Genomic DNA, 21574 nt, shown 5'->3' with positions numbered 1-21574 from the left:
TCAGGGGCGCGGGGAACTGCGCGACCAGCCCCAACGGCGCAGCACCCGACACGCGACCCCCGACTAAAGTGAACCCATGGCTTTGAACCCCTCAGACACCGCCCTCTGGCCCGCCCCCCAAGCAAGCGGAGCCGTCGACGCAACAGTCCACGTCCCGGGGTCGAAGTCAGTCACCAACCGAGCCCTCGTACTGGCGGCCCTCGCTTCAGAACCGGGCTGGCTCCGCCGCCCCCTCCGCTCCCGCGACACCCTCCTCATGGCCGCCGCCCTCCGCGAGATGGGCGTGGGCATCGAGGAGGGAGTGGGCCCCGACGGCACCGGCGAGACCTGGCGCGTCCTCCCGGCAGGGCTCAGGGGCCCCGCCACGGTCGACGTCGGCAACGCGGGCACCGTGATGCGGTTCCTGCCTCCCGTCGCCGCCCTCGCCGACGGCGAGATCCGCTTCGACGGCGACCCGAGGTCGTACGAGCGCCCCCTCCACGGCGTCATCGACGCCCTGCGCGTCCTCGGCGCCCGGATCGACGACGACGGCCGCGGCGCGCTGCCCCTGACGGTCCACGGCAGCGGCGCCCTGGACGGCGGCCCGGTGGAGATCGACGCCTCCAGCTCGTCCCAGTTCGTGAGCGCCCTCCTGCTGAGCGGCCCGCGCTTCAACCAGGGCGTCGAGGTCCGCCACGTGGGCTCCACCCTGCCCTCCCTGCCCCACATCCGCATGACCGTCGACATGCTGCGCGCGGTCGGCGCCCAGGTGGACACCCCGGAGTCGGGCGGCGAGCCGAACGTCTGGCGGGTGACGCCGGGCGCGCTGCTGGGCCGGGACCTCACGATCGAGCCCGACCTCTCCAACGCCCAGCCGTTCCTCGCGGCCGCGCTGGTGACCGGCGGCAAGGTCGTGATCCCCGACTGGCCGGCCCGCACCACCCAGCCCGGGGACCGGCTGCGCGAGATCTTCACCGAGATGGGCGGTTCCTGCGAACTCACCGAGTACGGCCTGGTGTTCACCGGTTCGGGTGCGATCCACGGCATCGATGTCGACCTCGGCGAGGTCGGCGAGCTGACCCCGGGCATCGCGGCGGTCGCGGCCCTCGCGGACTCCCCCTCCACGCTGCGCGGGGTGTCCCATCTGCGCCTGCACGAGACCGACCGGCTGGCCGCGCTCACCAAGGAGATCAACGAACTGGGCGGAGACGTGACGGAGACGGCCGACGGCCTCCACATCCGTCCGCGCCCGCTGCACGGCGGTGTCTTCCACACCTACGAGGACCACCGCATGGCCACCGCCGGCGCGATCATCGGCCTCGCGGTCGAGGACGTACGGATCGAGAACGTCGCCACGACGGCCAAGACCCTGCCGGACTTCCCGGATATGTGGACAGGGATGCTCGGGAGCGACAGGCCGTAGGGACGTAGACGATGCGCCGCTACGGCAAGCACACCGACGAGGACGACATCCGCAGCCGCCCGAACCGCAAGGGCAACCGGCCGCGCACGCACATCCGGCCCAAGCACGAGGACGCCTCCTGGGGCATGGTCCTCACCGTGGACCGGGGCCGCCTGACCGTCCTCGTCGACGACCGGATCGTGATGGCGATGAAGGCCCGCGAACTGGGCCGCAAAGCGGCGATCGTCGGCGACCGGGTGGCCCTGGTCGGCGACCTGTCCGGCCAGAAGGACACCCTCGCCCGGATCGTCCGCATCGAGGAGCGCACGTCGGTCCTGCGCCGTACCGCCGACGACGACGACCCCTACGAGCGGGTGGTCGTCGCCAACGCCGACCAGCTCGCCATCGTCACGGCCCTCGCCGACCCGGAACCCCGCCCCCGCCTCATCGACCGCTGCCTGGTGGCGGCCTTCGACGGCGGCCTCACCCCGCTCCTGGTCATGACCAAGTCGGACCTCGCCCCGCCGGACAAGCTCCTGGAGCTCTACGGCGACCTGGACATCCCGTACGTCGTCACCAGCCGCGAGGAACTGGAGAACGGCGACGCGGCGGACCGGGTGCGTGAACAGCTCGACGGCAAGATCACGGCGTTCGTGGGCCACTCCGGCGTGGGCAAGACGACCCTCGTCAACGCGCTGGTCCCGGAGGACCGCAGGCGGCTGACCGGGCATGTGAACGCGGTGACCGGACGCGGCCGGCACACCACGACCTCGGCGCTCGCGCTGCCCCTGGCGGGAGACGACGGCTGGGTGATCGACACCCCGGGCGTACGGTCGTTCGGGCTGCACCACGTGGACCCGTCCCGGGTGATCCACGCGTTCCCCGACCTGGAACCCGGCACCGAGAACTGCCCGCGCGCGTGCAGTCACGACGAGCCGGACTGCGCGCTGGACGAGTGGGTGGCACAGGGTCACGCCGATCCGGCCCGGCTGTACTCGCTGCGCCGGCTGCTGGCCACGCGGGAGCGGACCGAGGGGGACTGACCTCCCCGGTGTTTGGGTGTACGCGAGTTCGGTAAGTGCATACTCGCACCGAGCCGGACATACGGGAGGACAGCACATGGCGTGGCTGCTGGTGGTGGTGGCCGGGTTGCTGGAGACCGGTTTCGCCGTGTGTCTGAAGCTCTCCCACGGGTTCACCCGGCTGTGGCCGACGATCGCGTTCTGCATCTTCGCGCTCGGCAGCTTCGGTCTGCTGACCCTGTCCCTGAAGAAGCTGGACGTCGGCCCCGCGTACGCGGTGTGGACCGGCATCGGCGCGGCCGGCACCGCGATCTACGGAATGATCTTCCTCGACGACCTGGTGTCCACGCTGAAGATCGTCTCCATCAGCCTGGTGATCATCGGCGTGATCGGACTCCAGCTGTCGGGGTCCCAGCACTAGGGCCTGTCTGACAATTGTCACGTGGGCGTCTCGGCAACGCCGCGAGCGCGCGTGCCGGGCGTCGCGCGGCAGACGGGAATCGTCCGAGAGGCCCTGGCTCCCGGCGTCACGCGAACTGCCGGGGCAGCGCGCTGCGGACCAGGTCCGCGACCCCGCCCTCACCCGGCGGCGCGGCCACACAGGACAGCGCGAGCCGGACGGCCAGTTCGCAGGAGCGGGCGAGCTCGGGGACGTCCGCCTTGTGCACACCGGGCCCGGCCAGGACGGTCACGGCACGGTCGCGCACCAGGGCCACGAACTCGCCGGGCGAGGGCAGCGGCCCGTCCGCCCGGCGCTGCGCCGGCACCGCGGAGGAGGACGGCACCGCGGAGAGCGTCGGCGAGGGCAGCCGCTCGCTCCAGCAGCCGGTGAGCATGGCCCGCACGAGCGCGTTCTCCCGCGCCAGGACCGTGGTCCACTCGGCGGTCGCGGTCAGCCGCTCGCGGGCGTCGCCGTGCGCGGTGAGCGCCCGCTCGACGCCCACGAGATACCCGTCGGCCTCTCGTCTCACCAGCGCGCGGGCCAGCCCTTCCTTGCTCCCGAACTCGTTGTACAGCGTCTGCCGGGACACTCCGGCCACCGCCGCGACATCCACCATCCTCACGGCGGACCACGGCCGGCGCGCCAGCGCCGCGTAAGCGGCATCCAGCAGCGATTCCCGCGCAGCAGGCATCATCGCCTCCCAGGGAGCAAGCAGCTCTGCGCCCAGATTTGACGCGCACGGAGGCACTGTCAAGGGTTCGCGGGGGCATGAGGGAGCGCGTGAACCTCGCTGGCGGCTCAGCCGCACCCACGGTCGCGGGGGCGACCCGGCCCGGCATCCCCTGAGCGTCCACACTCCGACCCCTATAGCACCGTACCGACGTCGGCAGATACCGTTCGCCACATGCCGGACTACCTCGACGATCTCCGCCTCGCCCACGTCCTCGCCGACGCGGCCGACGCGACCACCATGGACCGCTTCAAGGCGATGGACCTCAAGGTCGAGACGAAACCGGACATGACCCCGGTCAGCGAAGCCGACAAGGCGGCGGAGGAACTCATCCGCAACCACCTCAAGCGCGCCCGCCCGAGGGACGCGATCCTCGGCGAGGAGTACGGCGTGGAGGGCACCGGCCCCCGCCGCTGGGTCATCGACCCCATCGACGGCACCAAGAACTACGTACGGGGCGTCCCCGTCTGGGCCACCCTGATCTCCCTGATGGAGGCGGCGGAGGGCGGCTACCAGCCCGTCGTCGGCGTGGTCTCGGCCCCCGCCCTCGGCCGCCGCTGGTGGGCCGCGAAGGGCCACGGCGCCTTCACCGGCCGCAGCCTGTCCTCGGCCTCCCGCCTGCACGTCTCCAGGGTCGGCAAGCTCACCGACGCGTCCTTCGCGTACTCCTCGCTCACCGGCTGGGAGGACCAGGGCCGCCTGGGCGGCTTCCTCGACCTGACCCGCGAGGTCTGGCGCACGCGCGCGTACGGCGACTTCTGGCCGTACATGATGGTCGCCGAGGGCTCGATCGACATCTGCGCCGAGCCGGAGCTGTCCCTGTGGGACATGGCGGCCAACGCGATCGTCGTCACCGAGGCCGGCGGCACCTTCACCGGCCTCGACGGCCGCCCCGGCCCGCACAGCGGCAACGCCGCCGCCTCCAACGGCCTGCTCCACGACGAGCTGCTGGGCTACCTCAACGAGCGGTATTAGGACAGGGCAGCGCTCTTGGGGAGCACATCTGAGCGCGCACGCCCTCAATCGGCGACGCGCGCCCTCTTGTTGACCCCCGCTTTACCTGGGACTCTGAGGGGACCCTCATTTGTGAACTTGTGAATCGGTGAACTATTTCACCGGCTCCCAGGAGGTGACCGAGAACCCATGCTCGTCCGCGACGCCATGAGCACGGTGGTCCTCACCATCGGCCCCGCCCACACCCTCCGCCAGGCCGCCGCCCTGATGTCCGCCCGCCGGGTGGGCGCGGCCGTGGTCCTCGATCCCGACGGCACCGGCACCGGCATTCTGACCGAGCGCGACATCCTCAACTCCGTGGGCCTCGGCCAGAGCCCGGACACGGAGTACGCCCACGCCCACACCACCACCGACGTCGTCTTCGCCACCCCGACCTGGACCCTGGAGGAGGCCGCGCAGGCAATGGCGCACGGCGGCTTCCGGCACCTGATCGTCCTGGACCGCGGTGAGCCCGCGGGCATCGTCTCGGTCCGCGACATCATCCGCTGCTGGGCACCGGCACGGCAGCGCGTACCGGCCGGCAGCGGCTCGTCACACTAGGACACCAGACCCGCCACACTGGACTCAATCCAATTCAAGCAGCCATCCAATCTCACACCCGTTCGGATTCTGGTCTCCAGCTGTTAGGCTGGTGCGCATGAGCGACCTTCTGGAACGACTGCGCGGCCGCGGATGGCGGATGACCGCGCAGCGGCGCGTCGTGGCCGAGGTCCTCGACGGCGAACACGTCCACCTGACGGCCGACGAGGTCCACGCGCGCGCCGTGGCCAAGCTGCCCGAGATCTCCCGGGCGACCGTCTACAACACCCTGGGCGAGCTGGTCTCCCTCGGTGAGGTGCTCGAGGTCGCCACCGACAAGCGCGCCAAGAGGTACGACCCCAACGCGCACCGGCCGCACCACCACCTGGTCTGCGCCCAGTGCGGCGCCATCCGGGACGTCCACCCGACGGGCAACCCGATGGCCGACCTGCCCGACTCCGAGCGCTTCGGCTTCACGGTCTCGGACGTCGAGGTGACGTACCGCGGCGTGTGCCCGAACTGCGCGGCGGCGTAACACCCTTCACCGAAGCCCCGGCGTCCTTCCCGGACACCGGGGCTTTGTGCTGCCTACAGGCATTCGAGCGGTCCACGGCCTTCCTGAATCTGACGGACCGTCATATCGTCGTCCGGCCACCCTCTCCGTACCGAACTCCTGCCCCAGGGAGCAACCGTGGGAGACCCGCACCCCGACCCCACCGCGCCAGAACCACCGCCCCCGGACCACCCGCACCCCAAACTCCGAGCCACCGGCCTGACCCGCGTCTTCGGCCGCCCGCCCCGCTCCGTCGACGCGCTCGGCCCCCTCGATCTCGCCGTCGCCCCGGGCGAGTTCGTCTGCCTGGTCGGCCCCTCCGGCTGCGGCAAGTCCACGCTGCTGCGCATCGCCGCGGGCCTGCTCCGCCCGAGCGCCGGCACCCTGGAGATCCGCGCCCGGACCCCGCGCCCGGCCGCCATGATCTTCCAGGACTACGGCATCCACGACTGGAAGCCGGTCCGCGCCAACGTCCGCTTCGGCCTGGACATCCAGCGCGTCCCGCGCCGCGAGGCCAACGCCCGCGCCGACGAGTGGCTGGCCCGCATGGGCCTGTCCGACTTCGCCGACGCCTACCCCGCGACCCTCTCGGGCGGCATGCGCCAGCGCGTGGCCATCGCCCGGGCCCTGGCCGTGGAGCCCGAACTCCTGCTGATGGACGAGCCCTTCGCCGCCCTGGACGCCCAACTCCGCATGATTCTCCAGGACGAGCTGCTGGAGATCACGCAAACCCTCCGCACCACCACGCTCTTCATCACCCACAGCCTGGAGGAGGCGATCGTCCTCGGCGACCGCGTCCTGGTGATGTCCGCCCGCCCGGGCCGGCTGATCGCCGAACGCCGCCCGCCGTTCCCCCGCCCCCGCACCGGCGACATCCGCTCCGCACCCGAATTCACCTCCCTCAAGAGCGAGTTGTGGGACCTGTTGAGGAAGGAAGCGGTACCGGCATGACCACCGTGGCCCCCGAGAAACCGGAATCCGTCCTGGTCCGCCGCCCCGGCCCGGAGGAACTGCACCCGGCCCGCACCCACCGCCGCAGACGAGCCCTGGAACTCACCCTGGCGGCCGCCGTCCCCCTCCTCCTGGTCCTCCTCTGGCAACTGGCCGCCACCCGGGCCTGGATCGACGACCGCGTCTACCCGGCCCCCGCCACGATCCTGGCCGACGGCTGGGGCCGCGCGGCGGCCGGCGACCTGTGGCCGGACGTCCGGGCCACCACACAACGCGTCCTGGCCGGCTACGCGATCGGCACGGCCACGGGCTACGCCCTGGGCCTCCTGATGGGCTCACTGCCCCTGGTCCGGGCAGCCCTGGAACCCCTCCTGGACGCCCTGTACGTGGTCCCGAAGCTGGCCCTGCTCCCGATCTTCCTGAACATGTTCGGCCTGGGCGAGGGCCCGCAGATCGCCCTGGTGGCGGCGACGGTCTTCTTCTTCGTGTGGATCCAGACGATGTCGGCGGTGATCTCGATCCCCTCCGGCCACCGCGACGCGGGCCAGGTCTTCGGCGCCTCCGCGTGGCAGACGTTCCGCCACATCCTCCTCCCCGCCTCCCTCCCGTCCGTCCTGGTCGGCGCCCGGATCGCGGCGGGCGTGGCGGTCCTGGTGATCGTCGCCTCGGAGCAGATAGCGGCCACCGACGGCCTGGGCCACCTGATCTTCGACTCCCGCGCCCTCTTCCAGAACGACGTGATGTTCGTCGGCATCGTCTGCGTGGCCGTCCTCGGCGTCCTCTTCTCCGAACTGGTCCGCCTCCTGGGCCGCCTGCTCACCCCCTGGGCCCCGAAGGACCGCGGAAGGGGCCAGTCATGAAAACACTCTTCTACGGCACCCTCCTGACCGCCCTCACCCTGCTGACGTCAACAGCCTGCACGGCGTCCCAGCCCCCAGGAAGCCCGGAGTCGAAGGCGGACGGGGGCGGGGCCCGGACCGTCCGCCCGGTGGCGGGCTGCGGGGCGCACTCCTGGACCGACCCCGCCGATCTCTCCCCCACCCGCGCGCCGGCCCGCTGTGACACCGGCGCTCCCGCCCCACGCCCCCTCGCCGAGCCCCGCAAGCTGACGATCGCGACGGGCACGCTGAGCGCGGAGTACGTGGCACCGCTGCAAGTGGCCGTGGACAAGGGCGAGTTCAAGAAGGAGGGCCTGGACGTCACCCTGAAGGTCCTGCCCACTCCGGACTCGCTCCCGCTGCTCGCCAAGGGCGACATCGACGCACTGTGGGCGGCCCCCGAGGCAGCTGTCATGAACGGCGTCAGGGGCGGCTTCGACATCCGCTGGGTCGCCGCGAACTTCTCCCCCGACCCGAAGTCGAAGAGCGGCCTGTGGGTACGGCTCAAGGACGGCGAGAGCGCCGGCCAGGTGAAGATGGCCGGCCGCAGGATGGGCACGATGATCGGCAAGGGCTCGGTGATCGCGTACCCGATGGAGAAGGCCCTGGAGAAACACGGTGGCGGCCTCGACGAGATCCAGTACCAGCAGCTCGGCTCGGCGGACGTCCTGACGGCCCTCCAGAACGGCGGCGTCGACTCGGCCTGGCTCCTGGACCCGGTCTGGCGCAGGGTCGACGGCGCCCCCGGCTACGCCTTCCTCGGCGGCCAGCCGCTCGGCGAGCCCCTGGGCGGCATGCTGTACGGCCCCGGCCTGCTGAACGACGACGTGGACGCGGGAGTCGCCCTGCTGCGGGCGTACATCCGCACCGTGAACACGTACTTCGCCGGCGACTACAAGGCGGACGCGACCTTCGTCACCTACCTGGCGAAGCTCCTGAAGACCGACGAGGCGATCCTCCGGTCCACGCCGTCCCTGCGCATGGACTGGGAGATCCGCACGGGCACGACGGACCGCTTGCAGGCGGCGTACAAGGCACAGGGCGTGGCGGAGGGCGACCCCCTGCCGGAGTCGAGGACGGTGGACCGCGCCCTGTACGAGGAGGCGGTGGGCCACACGCCGTGAAAACACCGAGGGCCGGAACCCTTTCGGATTCCAGCCCTCGGCCTTCAGTAGCGGGGACAGGATTTGAACCTGCGACCTCTGGGTTATGAGCCCAGCGAGCTACCGAGCTGCTCCACCCCGCGTCGATGAATGCAACGTTACGTGAGGGACGAGCCCAGAAGCAAATCGTTTCACTGCACCCACCCAGGAGCGCGGGGCTGTATCAGTGCGGCTCCGCCGCGCGGGCGCGACAAGCCACGACGGACCCGCACCCGCCGTACGACCTGACCCGCCACCCCCTCAGGCGGACAGTTCTTCCCGCAGCGCGTCCCGCAACCGAGCCGCCCGCTCCGAGACCTCGGCCGGCCCCAGCGCCACCGCTCGGTCCGCCCAGCGCTGCCCCTCCGCCAGCTCCCCCCGACGCGCGTAGACCAGGGCCAGCCGCAACGCCGCCCGTCCGTGCCCGGCGTCGGCGGCCCGGGTCCACCACACCGCGGCCTCCGGCTCACTCCCCTCCCGGGCCAGCAGCAGCCCCAGGTTGAAGGCGCCGTTGCGGGACCCCGCCTCCGCGGCCTCCCGGTACCAGCGGGCCGCCTCCACGACGTCACCCCGAGCGGCCGCGAGCATGCCCACCCGCACCTGAGCCCGGCGGTGCCCCTGCGAGGCCGCCCGCTCGTACCACTCCTCGCACTCGCTCTTCTCGTCCACCGGCTCCCCGAGCGTGTGCGCGGGCACCGGCGGCCGCCGGGCGTCGAGCACGGTCGCGAGCCGGTACGCGGCCTCCGCGCTGCCGCCCCCCGCCGCGCACCGCAGATGCCGCTCGGCGCCGGCCTCGTCGCCGTCCCGCAGCAGGGCGATGCCCACCTGGAGCGCCGCCTCGGTGTGCCCGGCGGCGGCCGCCCGCTCGTACCACCGCAGCGCGACGGCCTCCTCGCCACGCCCGGCGAAGAGGATGCCGAGGTTGAACGCGGCGTCCACGCTTCCGGCCTCCGCGGCCTTGGAGAACCACGGCTCGGCGCCGGCTGTGTCGCCGCCCTGGAGCAGCAGGATGGCGAGCGCGTTGGCCGCCTCCCGGTGCCCCGCGTACGCGGCCCGCCGGTACCACTGCTCGGCCTGCGCGGTCCGCCCCTGCTCGGCGCAGAGCAGCCCGAGGTTGTACGCGCCGTTGTCGTCACCGGCGTCCATCGCGGCCCGGTACCAGCGCTCGGCGGTCTGCGGCTCGCCACGCTCGGCGTGCAATGCGCCCAGCGCGTTGGCCGCATTGCCGTCGCCGTCCTGGGCGGCGCGCAGCCACCACACGGCGGCGCTCTCGGTGTCGCCCGCATCCCGCAGCAGGAACCCGAGCGCGCAGGCGGCCCGCGCCTCACCGTCCTTCGCGGAGGTCAGATACCAGCGCCCGGCCTCCTTGAGCGCGCCGCGCCGCTCCAGGATCGCCCCGAGATGCAGGGCCGCCCGCCGGTGCCCGCGCGCGGCGGCCTGCCGGTACCACTGCTCGGCGTCGGCCCCGGCCCCCTGGTCGTCCCCGACGTCCCCCTCGGGACCCAGCCGGCGGTCGAGCGCGCGGGCCAGCCGGTAGGCCGCCTCCCGGTGCCCCCGCTCGGCGGCGGTCCGCATCCACTGCTCGGCGCCCACGTCCCCGCGGTGCTCCAGCAGGTCGGCGAGCGCGTAGGCGCCCAGCGCGTGGCCCTGCTCGGCGGACTGGCGCAGCCAGTACTCGGCGGCCGGCTCGTCGCCCCGCTCACGGTGGTGGCGTCCCAGCGCGTGCGCGGCCGCGGCGGATCCGGCGACGGCGGCGATGCGCCACCAGCCGGCCGCGTCGTCGGCGTAGCCGCGCTGGTGCAGCAGGACACCCAGGTTGTTGGCGGCCGCCCGGTCGCCGGCGGCGGTGGCGGCACGCAGATGGGGCTCGGCTCCGTCGAGATCACCGCGGCGCAGCAGCAGGGCGCCGAGGACGCTCATCGCCTCGACGTCGCCGGCTTCGGCGGCGAGCCGCTGCCGGACCTCCTCGGCGGCGTCGTCAGGCGCCTCCCCGGCCCCGTCCCGCCCGGAAGGTTGCACAAAACGCCCTGTCTCGAACAGAGTTGCCTTGTCCCCCATAACGTCCATCGTCGCACCACCTGCAACCTGGGTACACCTGGTATACCGCAGCCAGTGAGGTCACTTCAGCGTTTTGTCGACATGCCCACAGAACGACAAGTGAAACACAGTTCCCGCCAACTGCCGTCGGCGGCGCGGCCGTCACTTGTCCGGCACATGCGTTCGCACATCACGAAGGCCCGGATCCTGAAAAGGATCCGGGCCTTCGATTCCAGTAGCGGGGACAGGATTTGAACCTGCGACCTCTGGGTTATGAGCCCAGCGAGCTACCGAGCTGCTCCACCCCGCGCCGTTGTGTTGCAACCGTATCACGGCGCGGAGGTGGGCTTTTACCGAGCGGTTGCTCAGCCGCTGGGGCTGCTGCTGGGTTTCGGACTGCCGCTGGGTTTGGGGCTGCTGCTGGGCTTCGCGCTGTTACTGGGCTTCGGGCTGCTGCCGCTCTTGTCGGCCGCGTTCTGCGCGTCCTCGGCCCGCTTCAGCGCGTCCTCCAGATCCGCCTGCGCCCGGCCGTACGCCTCCCAGTCACCCTTCTTCAGGGCTTCCTGGCCGGCAGTGAAGGCCTTCTGGGCGTCGTCCAGCGCCTGTTGGACCGTCGGGTTGCTGGAGGTCGGCGGCGGCTTGGTGGTGTCCCCGCCGTCGTCTTCCGGTGGCGGGGTGGTGGAGGCGTCCGCTCCGAACACCTTGTTCAAGGCCTGGTCCAGGGTGTCCTCGAAGGCGGTGTTGCCGCCGTAGGTCACCAACACCTTCCGCAGCAGCGGGTACTTGAGTCCACCACCGCGTACGTAGACCGGCTCCACGTAGAGCAGTCCTCCGTCGAGCGGCACCGTCAGGAGATTGCCGTACTCCACATTGGAGTCGCCTCTGTTGAGGAGGCTGATGGTCTCGGCGATGTCCTGTTCGGAGTTGAACTGGCTCTGCACCTGTTTGGGCCCGTTGACCGTGGTGTTGGTCGGCAGTTTCAGGATTCTGATCTTGCCGTAGTCACGGGTGCCCGCCTCGGCGTCGACCGACATGAACGCACTGAGGTTGTCCCGGCCGTTGGGCGTGAACGTCGTCGTGAGCGAGAACGCCTGTGCCGACTGGTCGGGCATCTTCATGCTCAGGTAGTACGGCGGCACCGCGTCGCCCGACTTGTTGGTCGGGTCGTCCGGCACCTGCCACACCTCGCTGCCGCTGAGGAAGGTGTCGGCGTCCTCGACGTGGTAGCGGGCGAGCAGTTCACGCTGGACCTTGAACAGGTCCTGCGGATACCGCAGATGGGCCATGAGGTCGGTGGAGATGTCCTTCTTGGGCTCCACCGTGCCCGGGAACGCCTTCATCCAGGTCTTGAGGACCGGGTCCTTGGTGTCCCACTGGTAGAGCTTGACCTCGCCCGTGTACGCGTCGACGGTCGCCTTCACCGAGTTGCGGATGTAGTTGACCTGGTTCTGCTGGGCCACCACCGCGCGCTGGTTGTTGGTCGCGGTCAGCGAGTCGGCCGTGGTGTCACCGAGGGTCGTACGCGAGGAGTACGGATAGCCGTTGGTCGTGGTGTACGCGTCGACGATCCACTGGATCTTGCCGTTCACCACTGCCGGGTAGGCGTCGCCGTCGATGGTCAGCCAGGGCGCGACCGCCTCGACGCGCTGCTTGGGCGTGCGGTTGTACAGGATCCGCGAACCCTCGCCGATCGCTCCGGAGTAGAGGATCTGCGGCTCGCTGAACGCCACCGCGTACGCGGCCCGGTTGACCGGGTTGGAGAGGTTGACCCCGCTCTTGGCCTTGTAGCTGTAGGTCTTCTCACCGTCGTCGTCGGAGTAGTCGATCTCCTTCTGGGGACCGCCGACGATCGAGTAGGTGGTGGTCTTCTCGCCGTAGTAGACGCGCTGCTGGTACTCGCCCAGGTCGCCCTGGGAGGGCAGGTTGGACTCGGTGAAGACCGGGCGGCCCTCGTCGTCGGCCTCGGTGCCCTTGGCGGCGACCACGCCGTAGCCGTGGGTGTAGCGGAAGTGGTCGTTGATCCAGTTGTTCTTCGGGATGCCCGCCAGGTTCAGCTCACGCAGCCCGATGACCGTGTCCTGGTCCTTGCCGTCCTTGCTGTAGCGGTCGACGTCCAGGTTGGTCGGGAACGCGTAGTAGTTCCGCATCTGCTGGAGCTGCTGGAACGTCGGCGAGACGACGTTGGGGTCCATGACCCGGATGCTGGCCGTGGCGTCGACGTCGTCGCGCAGCTGGGTCTTGTCCGTGGTGGTGGACTTGCCGTCGTACTCGGTCACCGAGGCGTCGTCGATGCCGTACGCCTCACGCGTCGCCTTGAGGTTCTTCTCGACGTACGGGGCTTCCTTGGCCTGCTCGTTCGGCTGGACCTGGAACTTCTGGACGATCGCCGGGTAGAGCCCGCCGATGAGGATCGCCGAGAGGACCATCAGGCCGAAGCCGATCACGGGCAGCTGCCAGGTGCGCCGCCACAGGGTGGCGAAGAACAGCAGCGCGCAGATGACGGCGATGCAGAACAGGATCGTCTTGGCCGGCAGATAGGCGTTGGCGTCGACGTACCGGAGGCCGGTCCAGCTGTCGGTCGCCTTGAAGTCGCTGGACTTGACGGCGAGGCCGTACCGGTCGAGCCAGTAGGCGACCGCCTTCAGGGCGACGAAGACGCCGAGCAGCACCGAGAGGTGCCCGGTGGCCGCGGCGGTGGCCCGCGCGCCCGGCGAGGTGATCCTGAGGCCGCCGTAGAGGTAGTGGGTCAGCGCCGCGGCGATCACGGACAGGATCGTGGCGGCGAACCCGAAGCCGAGCAGGAACCGGTACCAGGGCAGGTCGAAGGTGTAGAAGGAGATGTCGAGGTGGAACTGCGGGTCCTTCTGGCCGAAGGAGACGCCGTTGACCCACATCAGCCAGGTCCGCCACTGGCCGGCCGCCGAGGCGCCCGCGATCAGGCCCACCAGCGCGGTGACCCCGAGCAGCAGCCACCGCTTGTACGGCGCGATGCCCATCCGGTAGCGGTCGAGGTTCTGCTGCTCCATGGACATGGCGCTCAGCGGCGGGCGCAGCCGGTGGGCGAGCCAGATGTTGACGCCGACCGCGAGCGCCATCAGCACGCCGAAGACGAAGAACAGCCCGATCTTGGTCCACAGCGTGGTGGTGAACACGGACGAGTAGTTCACCGAGCGGTACCAGAGCCAGTCCGTCCAGAAGCCCGCGAACATGGTGAACGCCATGCCGAGGACGGCAAGGACGCCCAGCGTCATGAGCAGGGTCCTGGCACGCCGGGACGGGCGGCCCACTCTCATCCGCGGCCCTGTCGGGCCTCCGCCGCGGTCCGGCATCTGGAAAGCCAAGGTGCGCACCTCGAAGTTCGCTGTCGATCCGTCAGGCCCTCGTGTTCGCGGACCCCTGGGTGGCCCCCGTGATCGCGGGTCCACACCTATGCAACTTACTCACCGTTTACTCGGTTCCCGATTCAGGTCACGAACGAGGCAGGATTGTGACCATGTCCAACACCCCCATGGCGGCGAGCCCGCTCACCCGGGCCGTACTCGAGATCGACGAGTACGCGTCCGGCCTCGGCTGGGACCAGCCCGCCCGCCTCTTCGCCCTCGTAGACACCGCCCGGCTGCGGGCCCAGGAACCCGCTCTCGCGCGTCAGCTCGGTCTGGAGGACGGGCAGCAGGCCGCGGCCCTGACCCCGATCGAGCAGGAGGAGATTCCCGCGGGCAAGCCGCTCGACGAGTTCCTCGGCACCATCGCCTGGCCCGACGGGGTCGCCGGCTGTGCGCTCACCGTGGAGCGGCTGATGCTGCCGCCGTCCGCCGAGGCGTCCGTCCCGCAGGGGCTGAGCGAGGCCAAGCTGGCGAAGTGGGTCGCCGAGCACCCGGACCGCCAGGAGGTCCGCATGACGGTCGCGGTGCTGCGCGACGGCACCCGCGACTCGGCCCTGCGGCTGCGCGAGAAGGACTCCCCCACGGAGGTCCTCACGGGCGGCGACCTGGTCCCGGGCCTCGCGGAGGCCCTGTCGGCGACGTTCGAGGGGTAGCCCGGCCGAGCCGGACGTCAGAGGCCGGCTAGCTCTTCGTGCACTTCGGCAGGTCGGAGGTCTTGCCCTCGCGGAGGTCCTTGAGCGCGCCGAGGGCGTCGTCGATGGTGTTCACCTTGACCAGGGTGAGCCCGCTCGGGGTGTCCTTGGCGGCGGCCGCGCAGTTGTCGGCGGGCGTCAGGAAGTACTGGGCGCCCTTGTCGCGCGCGCCGACCGTCTTCATCTCGATGCCGCCGATCGGGCCGACCTTCCCGTCGTCGTCGATCGTGCCGGTCCCGGCGACGAACTTGCCGCCGGTGAGGCTGCCCGGGGTGAGCTTGTCGTAGATGCCGAGCGCGAACATCAGACCGGCGCTCGGGCCGCCGACGTCGGCGAGCTTGATGTCGATGGTGAACGGGAAGGTGTGGTCGGTCCCGGCGGCGATCCCGACGATGGCCCGCTTGGCGCCGTCGTCGTCGGACGCCCTGGTGGTGATGGTGATCTGCTCGGTCTTCGTCGCCGCCTTGTTCGCCTTCTCGGCGGCGGCCTGCTCCTTGGCCGGCACGATCGTGAAGACGACCTTCTCGCCGGGCTTGTGCTTGGTCACCAGCTTGGCGACGTCGTCCGGCGCCTTCACCGTCGTACCGTCGACGGCCTTGATCACGTCACCGGCGTGCAGCTTGCCCTCGGCCGGGGAGTCCTTGACGACGGTGGAGACGATCACCCAGGACTGCACCGGGACGCGGAGCTCCTTCAGGGCGGCGACCTTGGCGCTCTCCTGGGACTGGCTGAACTCCTCGGCGTTCTCCTGGGTCGACTGCTCCTCGGTCTTGCCGTCCGGGTAGAGGGTGTCGTGCGGGACGACCTTGGCGTCGTGCGCCAGCCAGCCGTAGACGGCCTCGACGAGGTTCATCTTGTAGTCGGCGCTGGTGACCCGGACGGTGGTCATGTTCAGGTGACCGCTCGTCGGATACGTCTTGCGTCCCGCGATCTGGAGCACCGGCTCGCCGCCGTGGTCCCCGAGGGTGTTCACCGTGGGGCCCGGTGACATCTCGGAGTAGGGCACGTTGATGAAGACTCCCGCGCACAGGAGCGCGATCAGCATCAGGGTGGAGGCGAGCATCGTCGCGGTGCGGCGTGGCATGGCACGACAGTACGGGACGTGTCTGTCAGACCATCGTCAGGTACCGGAGTGAGACTTCTCCATGGCGGCGCGAAAGCGGGCGTATCCGTCGAGCTCGGGGCCGTCGCTGCGGACCTTGCGGGTGCGGTTGGCCCAGCTGCCCCACAGTCCGGCCGCGACCGCGGCCAACAACGGAATCAACAACCAGACGAGCGCCCCCATGCCGACCTCCGACCCCGCACCGAGCGACCGCCGGGCGTGCGCCGAGCGATCGCGGAAAACTGACTGATCAGCAGATTAACCATCCGCACTGACAACGCTGGTACCCAGGGTGCGGTTACGCAACCGGAGGGGTGAAGGAAGGGTTCAGCAGGCGCCGACCCATTCCTCCGTACCGTCAGAAAACGTCTGGTGCTTCCAGATCGGCACCTCGTGCTTGAGATCGTCGATCAGCTTCCGGCAGGCCTCGAAGGCCTCGCCCCGATGCGGGCACGACACGGCGACGACGACGGCGAGATCACCGACCCCGAGATCCCCGACCCGGTGCACGGCGGCGAGCGCCCGCACCGGGAACTCGGCGACGACCTTCTCGGCGATCCGCCGCATCTCGGCCTCGGCACTGGGGTGGCAGGAGTACCCGAGCTTGTCGACATCGGCACCCCCGTCATGGTTCCTGACGGTCCCGACGAACAGCGCGGTCCCCCCGGCGGCGTCGTCCCCCACGGCCCGGAAGACCTCGTCGAGGGAGAGGGGGGTCTCGCGGATACCGATGAGCTTGATGGGCTCATCGGCGGTCTGCTCGCCAGGGTGATCGAAGGTGGGTGCCATACGTCCATCGTGCCGCACGCCGAAGACGACAGGGAATAGCGTGATCGCCCGGCACACGCGTGTGCGCGTTTGGAGGCTCGTCCAGGTGTGTGCGCCCGAAGGGGCGCGGGGAACTGCGCGACCCGCCCCCACCGGCCGTCAGCCGCCGCCCGACCGAACGCGGCGCCCCCCGAGGCGCACCTCAGATCCTCCGCCGCGCCTTCCGAGCCCGCCGCACAACGGCAGCCGCACCGAGCAGCGCGACCGTCGCCCCCGCCGCCCCCGCCGCCGTCGCGTCCTTCCGCCCCAGCCGCCGCCCGGCCACCGTGTGCCGCCCCGCGACCTCCTCAAGGAGTTCCGCGAGCACCTCCTCGTTGGTCCACCGCGGCCGCCACCCGGCGTCGTGCAGCCGGCTCCCGCTCACCACCCAGGGGTACATCGTGTACGCGAGGTCCCCGGCGGGGGACGGCGTCAGTCCGATCCGGTGCAACCGCGCGGCCGCGCCCAGCGCCACCGCCGACGGCAGCTCCATCCGGCGGATCCCGCTGAGCTCCTCGATCTCCTCCTGCTCCAGCCACCCGTCGCACCCGACGGCCAGCTCCCCGTCGGCCTTCTCCAGGACGGCGTACTCCAGAGCGGCGCACAGGTCCTCGACGTGGCAGAACTGCCAGGCGGGCCGGGACCCCGCCACCACCAGCAGCCGCGGCGACTCGAAGTACCTGGTCAGCGCGGTGTCGGTGCCGCCTCCCACCAGCACGGCGGGCCGCACGACGGTGACGTTGAGCCCGGGGTGCGCGCGGGGGGCCCGCCGCGCGAGCCGCTCGATCTCCAGCAGGTCCCCGACGCCGGTCGCCTCCGCGGTGGCCCGCAGTTCGGCGTCCTCCGAGAGCGGCAGTTCGTTGTCGGGGAGCGCGCCGTAGACCATGGCGGAGGTGCACAGGACGACCCGGTGGATGCCGGCGGCCGCGGCCGCGGTCAGCACGGTCTGCGTCCCCCGGACGTTGTAGGCCGTCCGCGCGGCGGGGTCCGTCTCCAGGTCGAGGTCGAGGGCCAGATGCACCACGACGTCGGCCCCGCGGAGCTTGTCCGCGATGGCCGGATCCCGCACGTCCAGGATGTGCCACTGCGCCGCGGCGCACTCACCGCGCCGCTCGTCCAGCGCGATGACCTGCTTGATCTCCTCCGAGGCGGCGAGCCGCTCGGTGAGGAGGGCTCCGATGCCGGACGCGGCACCGGTGACCGCGACGACTGGCCCGCGCGTGGCGGGATTGGTTGACTGGTTTCGCGCTGCGCGAACCTGCGGATCAGGGGAACTCACCGGGCGTCTCCAGCGGTTGTCTTCAGTAGGAACGCGAGTGACGCGTACGTACCAGGTGGCATCCATCCTGCCGCAGGCGGAGAGTCGGCGGAGCACCGAGGCCCTCACGGCCCTTGGTGTCTACGCTGGGGGGTGTTATCGGGCAGCCGCGCCACCGGGGCAACCGGTGGCCTTACCAGCCGAGGAATCCCGTGAGTGACACCCCATTCGGATTCGGCCTTCCGCCGGAGGAGCCGGACGACGGCGACGAGGGCAAGAAGAAGGACCAGCAGAGCGGCGGTGGTCAGGGACCGAACAACCCGTTCGGTTTCGGCGGCCTGCCCGGCGCCGGAGGCTTTGGCGGCCCCGGCGCGGACAATCCGCTCGCTGCCATGTTCGGGTCGCTGAACCCCACCGACCTGGGCGCCGCCTTCCAGCAGCTGGGCCAGATGCTCTCGTACGAGGGCGGCCCGGTGAACTGGGACATGGCCAAGCAGATCGCCCGCCAGACGGTCTCCCAGGGCACCTCCGACGGCACCAAGGACGCGAGCGTCGGCCCCGCCGAGCGCACTGCGATCCAGGAGGCCGTCCGCCTGGCGGACCTGTGGCTCGACGACGCGACGTCCCTGCCGTCCGGTGCGGGAACCGCCGTGGCGTGGTCCCGCGCGGAGTGGGTCGAGGCGACCCTGCCCGCGTGGAAGGAGCTCGTGGACCCGGTCGCCGAGCGGGTCGGCACCGCGATGGGCGATGTCCTGCCGGAGGAGATGCAGGCCATGGCGGGCCCGCTGATCGGCATGATGCGTTCGATGGGCGGCGCCATGTTCGGCACCCAGATCGGGCAGGCCGTGGGCGTGCTCGCGGGCGAGGTCGTCGGCTCCACCGACATCGGCCTGCCGCTCGGCCCGGCTGGCAAGGCCGCGCTGCTGCCGGTGAACATCGAGGCCTTCGGCAAGGACCTCGGCGTTCCCAAGGACGAGGTGCGGCTGTATCTCGCCCTGCGCGAGGCCGCCCACCAGCGCCTCTTCGCGCACGTGCCGTGGCTGCGCTCGCATCTGTACGGCGCGGTCGACGGCTACGCGCGCGGGATCAAGGTCGACACCGCCAAGCTGGAGGACGTGGTCGGCCAGTTCGACCCGCAGAACCCCGAGCAGCTCCAGGACGCCCTTCAGCAGGGCATGTTCCAGCCGGAGGACACCCCGGAGCAGAAGGCGGCCCTGGCCCGTCTGGAGACGGCCCTGGCGCTCGTGGAGGGCTGGGTGGACGCGGTGGTCCACGCGGCCGCGAAGCCGCGTCTGTCGTCCGCCGACGCGCTGCGCGAGACCCTGCGCCGCCGCCGCGCCTCGGGCGGTCCGGCCGAGCAGACCTTCGCCACCCTGATCGGCCTGGAGCTCCGCCCGCGCCGCCTGCGGGACGCCTCCCGTCTGTGGGCCTCGCTCACCGACGCGCGCGGTGTCGACGGCCGGGACGGCCTGTGGGCCCACCCGGACATGCTGCCGACCGCGTCCGACCTCGACGACCCGGACGGCTTCGTGCACCGCGAGCAGCTGGACTTCTCCGAGCTGGACAAGATGCTCGGCGAGGCGGCGGAGAAGCCCGACCTCAAGAAGAAGGACGACGACTCCGAGTGAGCCTCCATGACGACGCTGCCCTGGTCCTCAAGGGATACGAGGACCAGGCAGATCTTCGCCAGGCCTACCTGGACCACCTCGCGGCGCATCCGGACGGCATGTGGAAGTCCTGCGAGGCGGGGCACCTCACGGCGAGCGCCCTGGTGATCGACCCGTCACGGGGCCAGGTCCTGCTCACCCTCCACAAGAAGTTGCGGATGTGGCTCCAGATGGGCGGCCACTGCGAGCCGCAGGACGTCTCCCTGGAGGCGGCGGCCGTGCGCGAGGCGACGGAGGAGTCCGGCGTCGCCGGTCTGGCCCTGCTGGCCGGCGGCCCGGTCCGCCTGGACCGGCACCCCATCCCGGCACCCTGCAACTGGCACCTGGACGTCCAGTACGCGGCCCTCGCGCCGTCCGGGGCCGTGGAGACGATCAGCGACGAGTCCCTCGACGTGCGCTGGTTCGCCTACGACGAGGTGGCGGAGGTCGCCGACGATTCGGTCGTACGACTGCTGGAAGCGACGCGCGCGCGGCTGTGAGCGCGGTACGCGGGACGGTGAGCGCATATGTAGGGGGCGCCCGGCAATGGCGGGCGCCCCCTACACGTGACCTTCGAGGGGTCTAGCTGTTGCTGCCCCCGAGGGAGTTGCCGCGCATGCCGAACTGGCCGAGCATGCCGCCGTTGCGCATGCCCTGCGGTGGCAGGAGCTCGCTGGGCTGGACCAGGACGTGGCCGGTGCCGCCGAAGTGCATCTCCCAGCCCTCACCGGTGGTGCCCCGGCGACGCCACACTCCGGAGGTGGAGGTGGGCGCCTGGAGCTGGGTGCGCAGGGACGTGGACCAGGCGATGACGGCGTCGGAGTCGACACAGACGTTCTTGTCGGGTCCCACCTCGAGGACGAGCGGCTCGCCCGAGGTCATCAGGACGACCTGCCCGGAGCCGGACAGCTCCAGGTTGTAGGCGCCCGCGGAGGCCACCTCGACGGCGCTGTCCACGGCGACGATGCCGACGCCGAGGGAGCCGTCGAAGGCGAGGATGTAGGAGCTGTCGACGGTGATGCCGCGGCCGACCTCCATGATGTGCAAGTGCTGGGCGACGTTGGCCAGGTAGACGGTGCCGGTGCCCTTGCAGCGCATGAGGTCGAGGCCCTCGCCGGTCATCCGCTCGACGTTGCGCCAGCTGCGGTTGCGGTACTGGCTGTCGAACTCGACCTGTCCCTCGAAGGCCACCATGGCGCCCTGCCGGGCCAGGATCGGACTGCCGCCCTGGGTGACCTCGGTCTTCAGAAGCTGCGGGTTCTGCAGGGTGTAGCGCCCGGTCGACTCGACCGGGACGTGTGCGAAGAGTGTGCTGTGCATGGTGCCTGGTGCTCCCCTCAGCCCCGGATCTTGAATCGGTCGCCGGTGTCCTCGCTCGGCTGGACGACGACGAAGCCCTGTCCCTTGAAGCCGATCTGGAAAGCCTCGCCGCTGCCGCGGCCGATGAGGGCGCTCGCCTTGATGGTGCGGCGGGCCTTCATCTCCATGCCGGTCGTCCAGGCGACGAGCGCGTCCGGGTCGACGTAGGTCTCGCGCTCGGCGCAGTCCAGGGCCATCGGGATGCCCCGGCTGACCAGGGCGACCCAGCCGGTGCCCTTGACGACCAGGTTGGTCAGGCCGGAACCGGACAGCTTGGCGAGCCCCTTGACCGGCTCGATGGCCAGTTCCAGCGAGGCGTCGCAGGCCAGCAGGGTGGCGCCGTTGACCGAGAGGGCCTCGCCGTTGAGGTGCAGGACGAGGATGTCGCCGCCGTAGTCGGCGAGGTACAGGTCGCCGTCACCGCGGGCCAGCATCAGCCGGCCGCCCTCGCCGGTGACCATCTCCTCCGCCGAGCGGCGCAGGCTCGCGGGCGCCCCGTCGAACTGCACATAGCCGTCGTAGGCGATCATCGAGCCGGCCTTGGCGATCAGGTCCTGCCCGGTGACCATGGTGACCTTGAGCGTCTTGGAGCTGTGCACACTCATACGGACGCCGGTCGCGGCGGCGCGGTGCGCACTCAGAGTCTGGGAGTCCATGG

Annotated in this window: 21 protein-coding genes and 2 tRNA genes; 12 read left to right on the top strand and 11 right to left on the bottom strand. The window is 70.9% G+C overall.

Translation table 11 applies throughout. The features are described 5' to 3' along the window. Positions 1–76: 76 nt before the first annotated feature. From aroA to AC2XR2_RS29615, 3 genes are all read left to right on the top strand, one after another. Positions 77–1402 (top strand): 3-phosphoshikimate 1-carboxyvinyltransferase, encoded by a 1326-nt coding sequence (aroA, locus tag AC2XR2_RS29625; RefSeq protein ID WP_381300371.1) that lies wholly within the window; start codon positions 77–79, stop codon positions 1400–1402. An 11-nt stretch (positions 1403–1413) separates the two neighbouring features. Next, on the top strand, positions 1414–2424 hold the full coding sequence (gene rsgA, locus AC2XR2_RS29620) for a ribosome small subunit-dependent GTPase A (protein ID WP_381300370.1): 1011 nt from the start codon (positions 1414–1416) through the stop codon (positions 2422–2424). A gap of 76 nt (positions 2425–2500) precedes the next feature. Further along, entirely contained in the window at positions 2501–2824 is a 324-nt protein-coding gene (locus AC2XR2_RS29615) for a DMT family transporter (RefSeq protein WP_030320555.1), read from the top strand. Positions 2825–2930: 106 nt separating this feature from the next. Here AC2XR2_RS29615 and AC2XR2_RS29610 read toward each other — a convergent pair whose 3' ends face one another. Beyond that, a complete protein-coding gene (locus AC2XR2_RS29610; protein ID WP_449349721.1) occupies positions 2931–3539 on the bottom strand; it encodes a TetR/AcrR family transcriptional regulator in 609 nt (202 codons plus the stop codon). Between the two features lie 210 nt (positions 3540–3749). Here AC2XR2_RS29610 and hisN point away from each other — a divergent pair, with 210 nt between their 5' ends. From hisN to AC2XR2_RS29580, 6 genes are all read left to right on the top strand, one after another. Further along, positions 3750–4550 (top strand): histidinol-phosphatase, encoded by an 801-nt coding sequence (gene hisN, locus AC2XR2_RS29605; RefSeq protein WP_381300368.1) that lies wholly within the window; start codon positions 3750–3752, stop codon positions 4548–4550. A gap of 168 nt (positions 4551–4718) precedes the next feature. Further along, positions 4719–5129 (top strand): CBS domain-containing protein, encoded by a 411-nt coding sequence (locus AC2XR2_RS29600; protein ID WP_330264550.1) that lies wholly within the window; start codon positions 4719–4721, stop codon positions 5127–5129. Positions 5130–5226: 97 nt separating this feature from the next. After that, positions 5227–5643 (top strand): Fur family transcriptional regulator, encoded by a 417-nt coding sequence (locus AC2XR2_RS29595; protein WP_037720110.1) that lies wholly within the window; start codon positions 5227–5229, stop codon positions 5641–5643. A 156-nt stretch (positions 5644–5799) separates the two neighbouring features. Then, positions 5800–6612, top strand: a complete 813-nt coding sequence (locus tag AC2XR2_RS29590) for an ABC transporter ATP-binding protein (RefSeq protein ID WP_491516737.1) — start codon at positions 5800–5802, stop codon at positions 6610–6612. Further along, complete coding sequence (locus AC2XR2_RS29585; RefSeq protein WP_491516736.1) at positions 6609–7472, top strand: ABC transporter permease; 864 nt, start codon at positions 6609–6611, stop codon at positions 7470–7472. Before AC2XR2_RS29590 ends, AC2XR2_RS29585 begins: the two co-directional genes overlap by 4 nt. After that, positions 7469–8614 carry an ABC transporter substrate-binding protein gene (locus tag AC2XR2_RS29580; RefSeq protein WP_491516735.1) on the top strand — a complete coding sequence of 382 codons (1146 nt, stop codon included), beginning with the start codon at positions 7469–7471 and terminating at the stop codon, positions 8612–8614. The genes AC2XR2_RS29585 and AC2XR2_RS29580 overlap by 4 nt, the downstream gene beginning before the upstream one ends. A gap of 48 nt (positions 8615–8662) precedes the next feature. Here AC2XR2_RS29580 and AC2XR2_RS29575 read toward each other — a convergent pair. The 4 genes from AC2XR2_RS29575 to AC2XR2_RS29560 all read right to left on the bottom strand — a co-directional run bounded on the left by AC2XR2_RS29575 (position 8663) and on the right by AC2XR2_RS29560 (position 13998). Beyond that, positions 8663–8736 (bottom strand) — tRNA-Met (locus AC2XR2_RS29575). Between the two features lie 157 nt (positions 8737–8893). Beyond that, positions 8894–10699 (bottom strand): tetratricopeptide repeat protein, encoded by a 1806-nt coding sequence (locus AC2XR2_RS29570; RefSeq protein ID WP_381300363.1) that lies wholly within the window; start codon positions 10697–10699, stop codon positions 8894–8896. 206 nt (positions 10700–10905) lie between these two features. Beyond that, a tRNA-Met gene (locus tag AC2XR2_RS29565) sits at positions 10906–10979 on the bottom strand. Positions 10980–11034: 55 nt separating this feature from the next. Beyond that, the gene (locus tag AC2XR2_RS29560) at positions 11035–13998 is read right to left on the bottom strand and encodes a UPF0182 family membrane protein (RefSeq protein ID WP_491518526.1); all 2964 of its coding nucleotides are present in this window, start codon (positions 13996–13998) and stop codon (positions 11035–11037) included. A 164-nt stretch (positions 13999–14162) separates the two neighbouring features. On the opposite strand from AC2XR2_RS29560, the gene AC2XR2_RS29555 reads away from it, so the two are divergent. Continuing rightward, positions 14163–14705, top strand: coding sequence for a PPA1309 family protein (locus AC2XR2_RS29555; protein ID WP_330264555.1), 543 nt, complete (start codon positions 14163–14165; stop codon positions 14703–14705). Positions 14706–14733: 28 nt separating this feature from the next. Here AC2XR2_RS29555 and AC2XR2_RS29550 read toward each other — a convergent pair whose 3' ends face one another. The 4 genes from AC2XR2_RS29550 to AC2XR2_RS29535 form a co-directional block, all read right to left on the bottom strand. Beyond that, on the bottom strand, positions 14734–15828 hold the full coding sequence (locus AC2XR2_RS29550; RefSeq protein ID WP_491516734.1) for a YlbL family protein: 1095 nt from the start codon (positions 15826–15828) through the stop codon (positions 14734–14736). 36 nt (positions 15829–15864) lie between these two features. Next, on the bottom strand, positions 15865–16029 hold the full coding sequence (locus AC2XR2_RS29545) for a hypothetical protein (RefSeq protein WP_185806150.1): 165 nt from the start codon (positions 16027–16029) through the stop codon (positions 15865–15867). 144 nt (positions 16030–16173) lie between these two features. Beyond that, complete coding sequence (locus AC2XR2_RS29540) at positions 16174–16635, bottom strand: molybdenum cofactor biosynthesis protein MoaE (RefSeq protein WP_330264557.1); 462 nt, start codon at positions 16633–16635, stop codon at positions 16174–16176. 181 nt (positions 16636–16816) lie between these two features. Next, positions 16817–17932, bottom strand: coding sequence for an SDR family oxidoreductase (locus tag AC2XR2_RS29535; RefSeq protein WP_381300360.1), 1116 nt, complete (start codon positions 17930–17932; stop codon positions 16817–16819). Positions 17933–18123: 191 nt separating this feature from the next. On the opposite strand from AC2XR2_RS29535, the gene AC2XR2_RS29530 reads away from it, so the two are divergent. Beyond that, a complete protein-coding gene (locus tag AC2XR2_RS29530) occupies positions 18124–19539 on the top strand; it encodes a zinc-dependent metalloprotease (RefSeq protein ID WP_330264559.1) in 1416 nt (471 codons plus the stop codon). Next, complete coding sequence (locus AC2XR2_RS29525; RefSeq protein ID WP_491516733.1) at positions 19536–20057, top strand: NUDIX hydrolase; 522 nt, start codon at positions 19536–19538, stop codon at positions 20055–20057. Before AC2XR2_RS29530 ends, AC2XR2_RS29525 begins: the two co-directional genes overlap by 4 nt. Before the next feature lie 82 nt (positions 20058–20139). Here AC2XR2_RS29525 and AC2XR2_RS29520 read toward each other — a convergent pair whose 3' ends face one another. Together AC2XR2_RS29520 and AC2XR2_RS29515 are read right to left on the bottom strand one after the other, a co-directional pair. Beyond that, positions 20140–20877 (bottom strand): AIM24 family protein, encoded by a 738-nt coding sequence (locus AC2XR2_RS29520; RefSeq protein WP_330264561.1) that lies wholly within the window; start codon positions 20875–20877, stop codon positions 20140–20142. A gap of 17 nt (positions 20878–20894) precedes the next feature. Next, positions 20895–21572, bottom strand: coding sequence for an AIM24 family protein (locus tag AC2XR2_RS29515; protein WP_330264562.1), 678 nt, complete (start codon positions 21570–21572; stop codon positions 20895–20897). Between the last annotated feature and the right edge of the window lie 2 nt (positions 21573–21574).

The organism is Streptomyces sp. LS-MS-L19 (assembly GCF_058382285.1).
Note: the sequence above shows the minus strand (reverse complement) of the source record. Positions and strands in the feature narration are given on the sequence as shown.

Coding starts and splice junctions, on each gene's coding strand:
- AC2XR2_RS29580 (WP_491516735.1), top strand. CDS start 7,469: ATGAAAACACTCTTCTACGGCACCCTCCTGACCGCCCTCACCCTGCTG.
- AC2XR2_RS29550 (WP_491516734.1), bottom strand. CDS start 15,828: ATGCCACGCCGCACCGCGACGATGCTCGCCTCCACCCTGATGCTGATC.
- AC2XR2_RS29610 (WP_449349721.1), bottom strand. CDS start 3,539: ATGATGCCTGCTGCGCGGGAATCGCTGCTGGATGCCGCTTACGCGGCG.
- AC2XR2_RS29515 (WP_330264562.1), bottom strand. CDS start 21,572: ATGGACTCCCAGACTCTGAGTGCGCACCGCGCCGCCGCGACCGGCGTC.
- aroA (WP_381300371.1), top strand. CDS start 77: ATGGCTTTGAACCCCTCAGACACCGCCCTCTGGCCCGCCCCCCAAGCA.
- AC2XR2_RS29555 (WP_330264555.1), top strand. CDS start 14,163: ATGTCCAACACCCCCATGGCGGCGAGCCCGCTCACCCGGGCCGTACTC.
- AC2XR2_RS29520 (WP_330264561.1), bottom strand. CDS start 20,877: ATGCACAGCACACTCTTCGCACACGTCCCGGTCGAGTCGACCGGGCGC.
- AC2XR2_RS29540 (WP_330264557.1), bottom strand. CDS start 16,635: ATGGCACCCACCTTCGATCACCCTGGCGAGCAGACCGCCGATGAGCCC.
- AC2XR2_RS29595 (WP_037720110.1), top strand. CDS start 5,227: ATGAGCGACCTTCTGGAACGACTGCGCGGCCGCGGATGGCGGATGACC.
- AC2XR2_RS29560 (WP_491518526.1), bottom strand. CDS start 13,998: ATGCCGGACCGCGGCGGAGGCCCGACAGGGCCGCGGATGAGAGTGGGC.
- AC2XR2_RS29585 (WP_491516736.1), top strand. CDS start 6,609: ATGACCACCGTGGCCCCCGAGAAACCGGAATCCGTCCTGGTCCGCCGC.
- rsgA (WP_381300370.1), top strand. CDS start 1,414: ATGCGCCGCTACGGCAAGCACACCGACGAGGACGACATCCGCAGCCGC.
- AC2XR2_RS29615 (WP_030320555.1), top strand. CDS start 2,501: ATGGCGTGGCTGCTGGTGGTGGTGGCCGGGTTGCTGGAGACCGGTTTC.
- hisN (WP_381300368.1), top strand. CDS start 3,750: ATGCCGGACTACCTCGACGATCTCCGCCTCGCCCACGTCCTCGCCGAC.
- AC2XR2_RS29600 (WP_330264550.1), top strand. CDS start 4,719: ATGCTCGTCCGCGACGCCATGAGCACGGTGGTCCTCACCATCGGCCCC.
- AC2XR2_RS29545 (WP_185806150.1), bottom strand. CDS start 16,029: ATGGGGGCGCTCGTCTGGTTGTTGATTCCGTTGTTGGCCGCGGTCGCG.
- AC2XR2_RS29570 (WP_381300363.1), bottom strand. CDS start 10,699: ATGGACGTTATGGGGGACAAGGCAACTCTGTTCGAGACAGGGCGTTTT.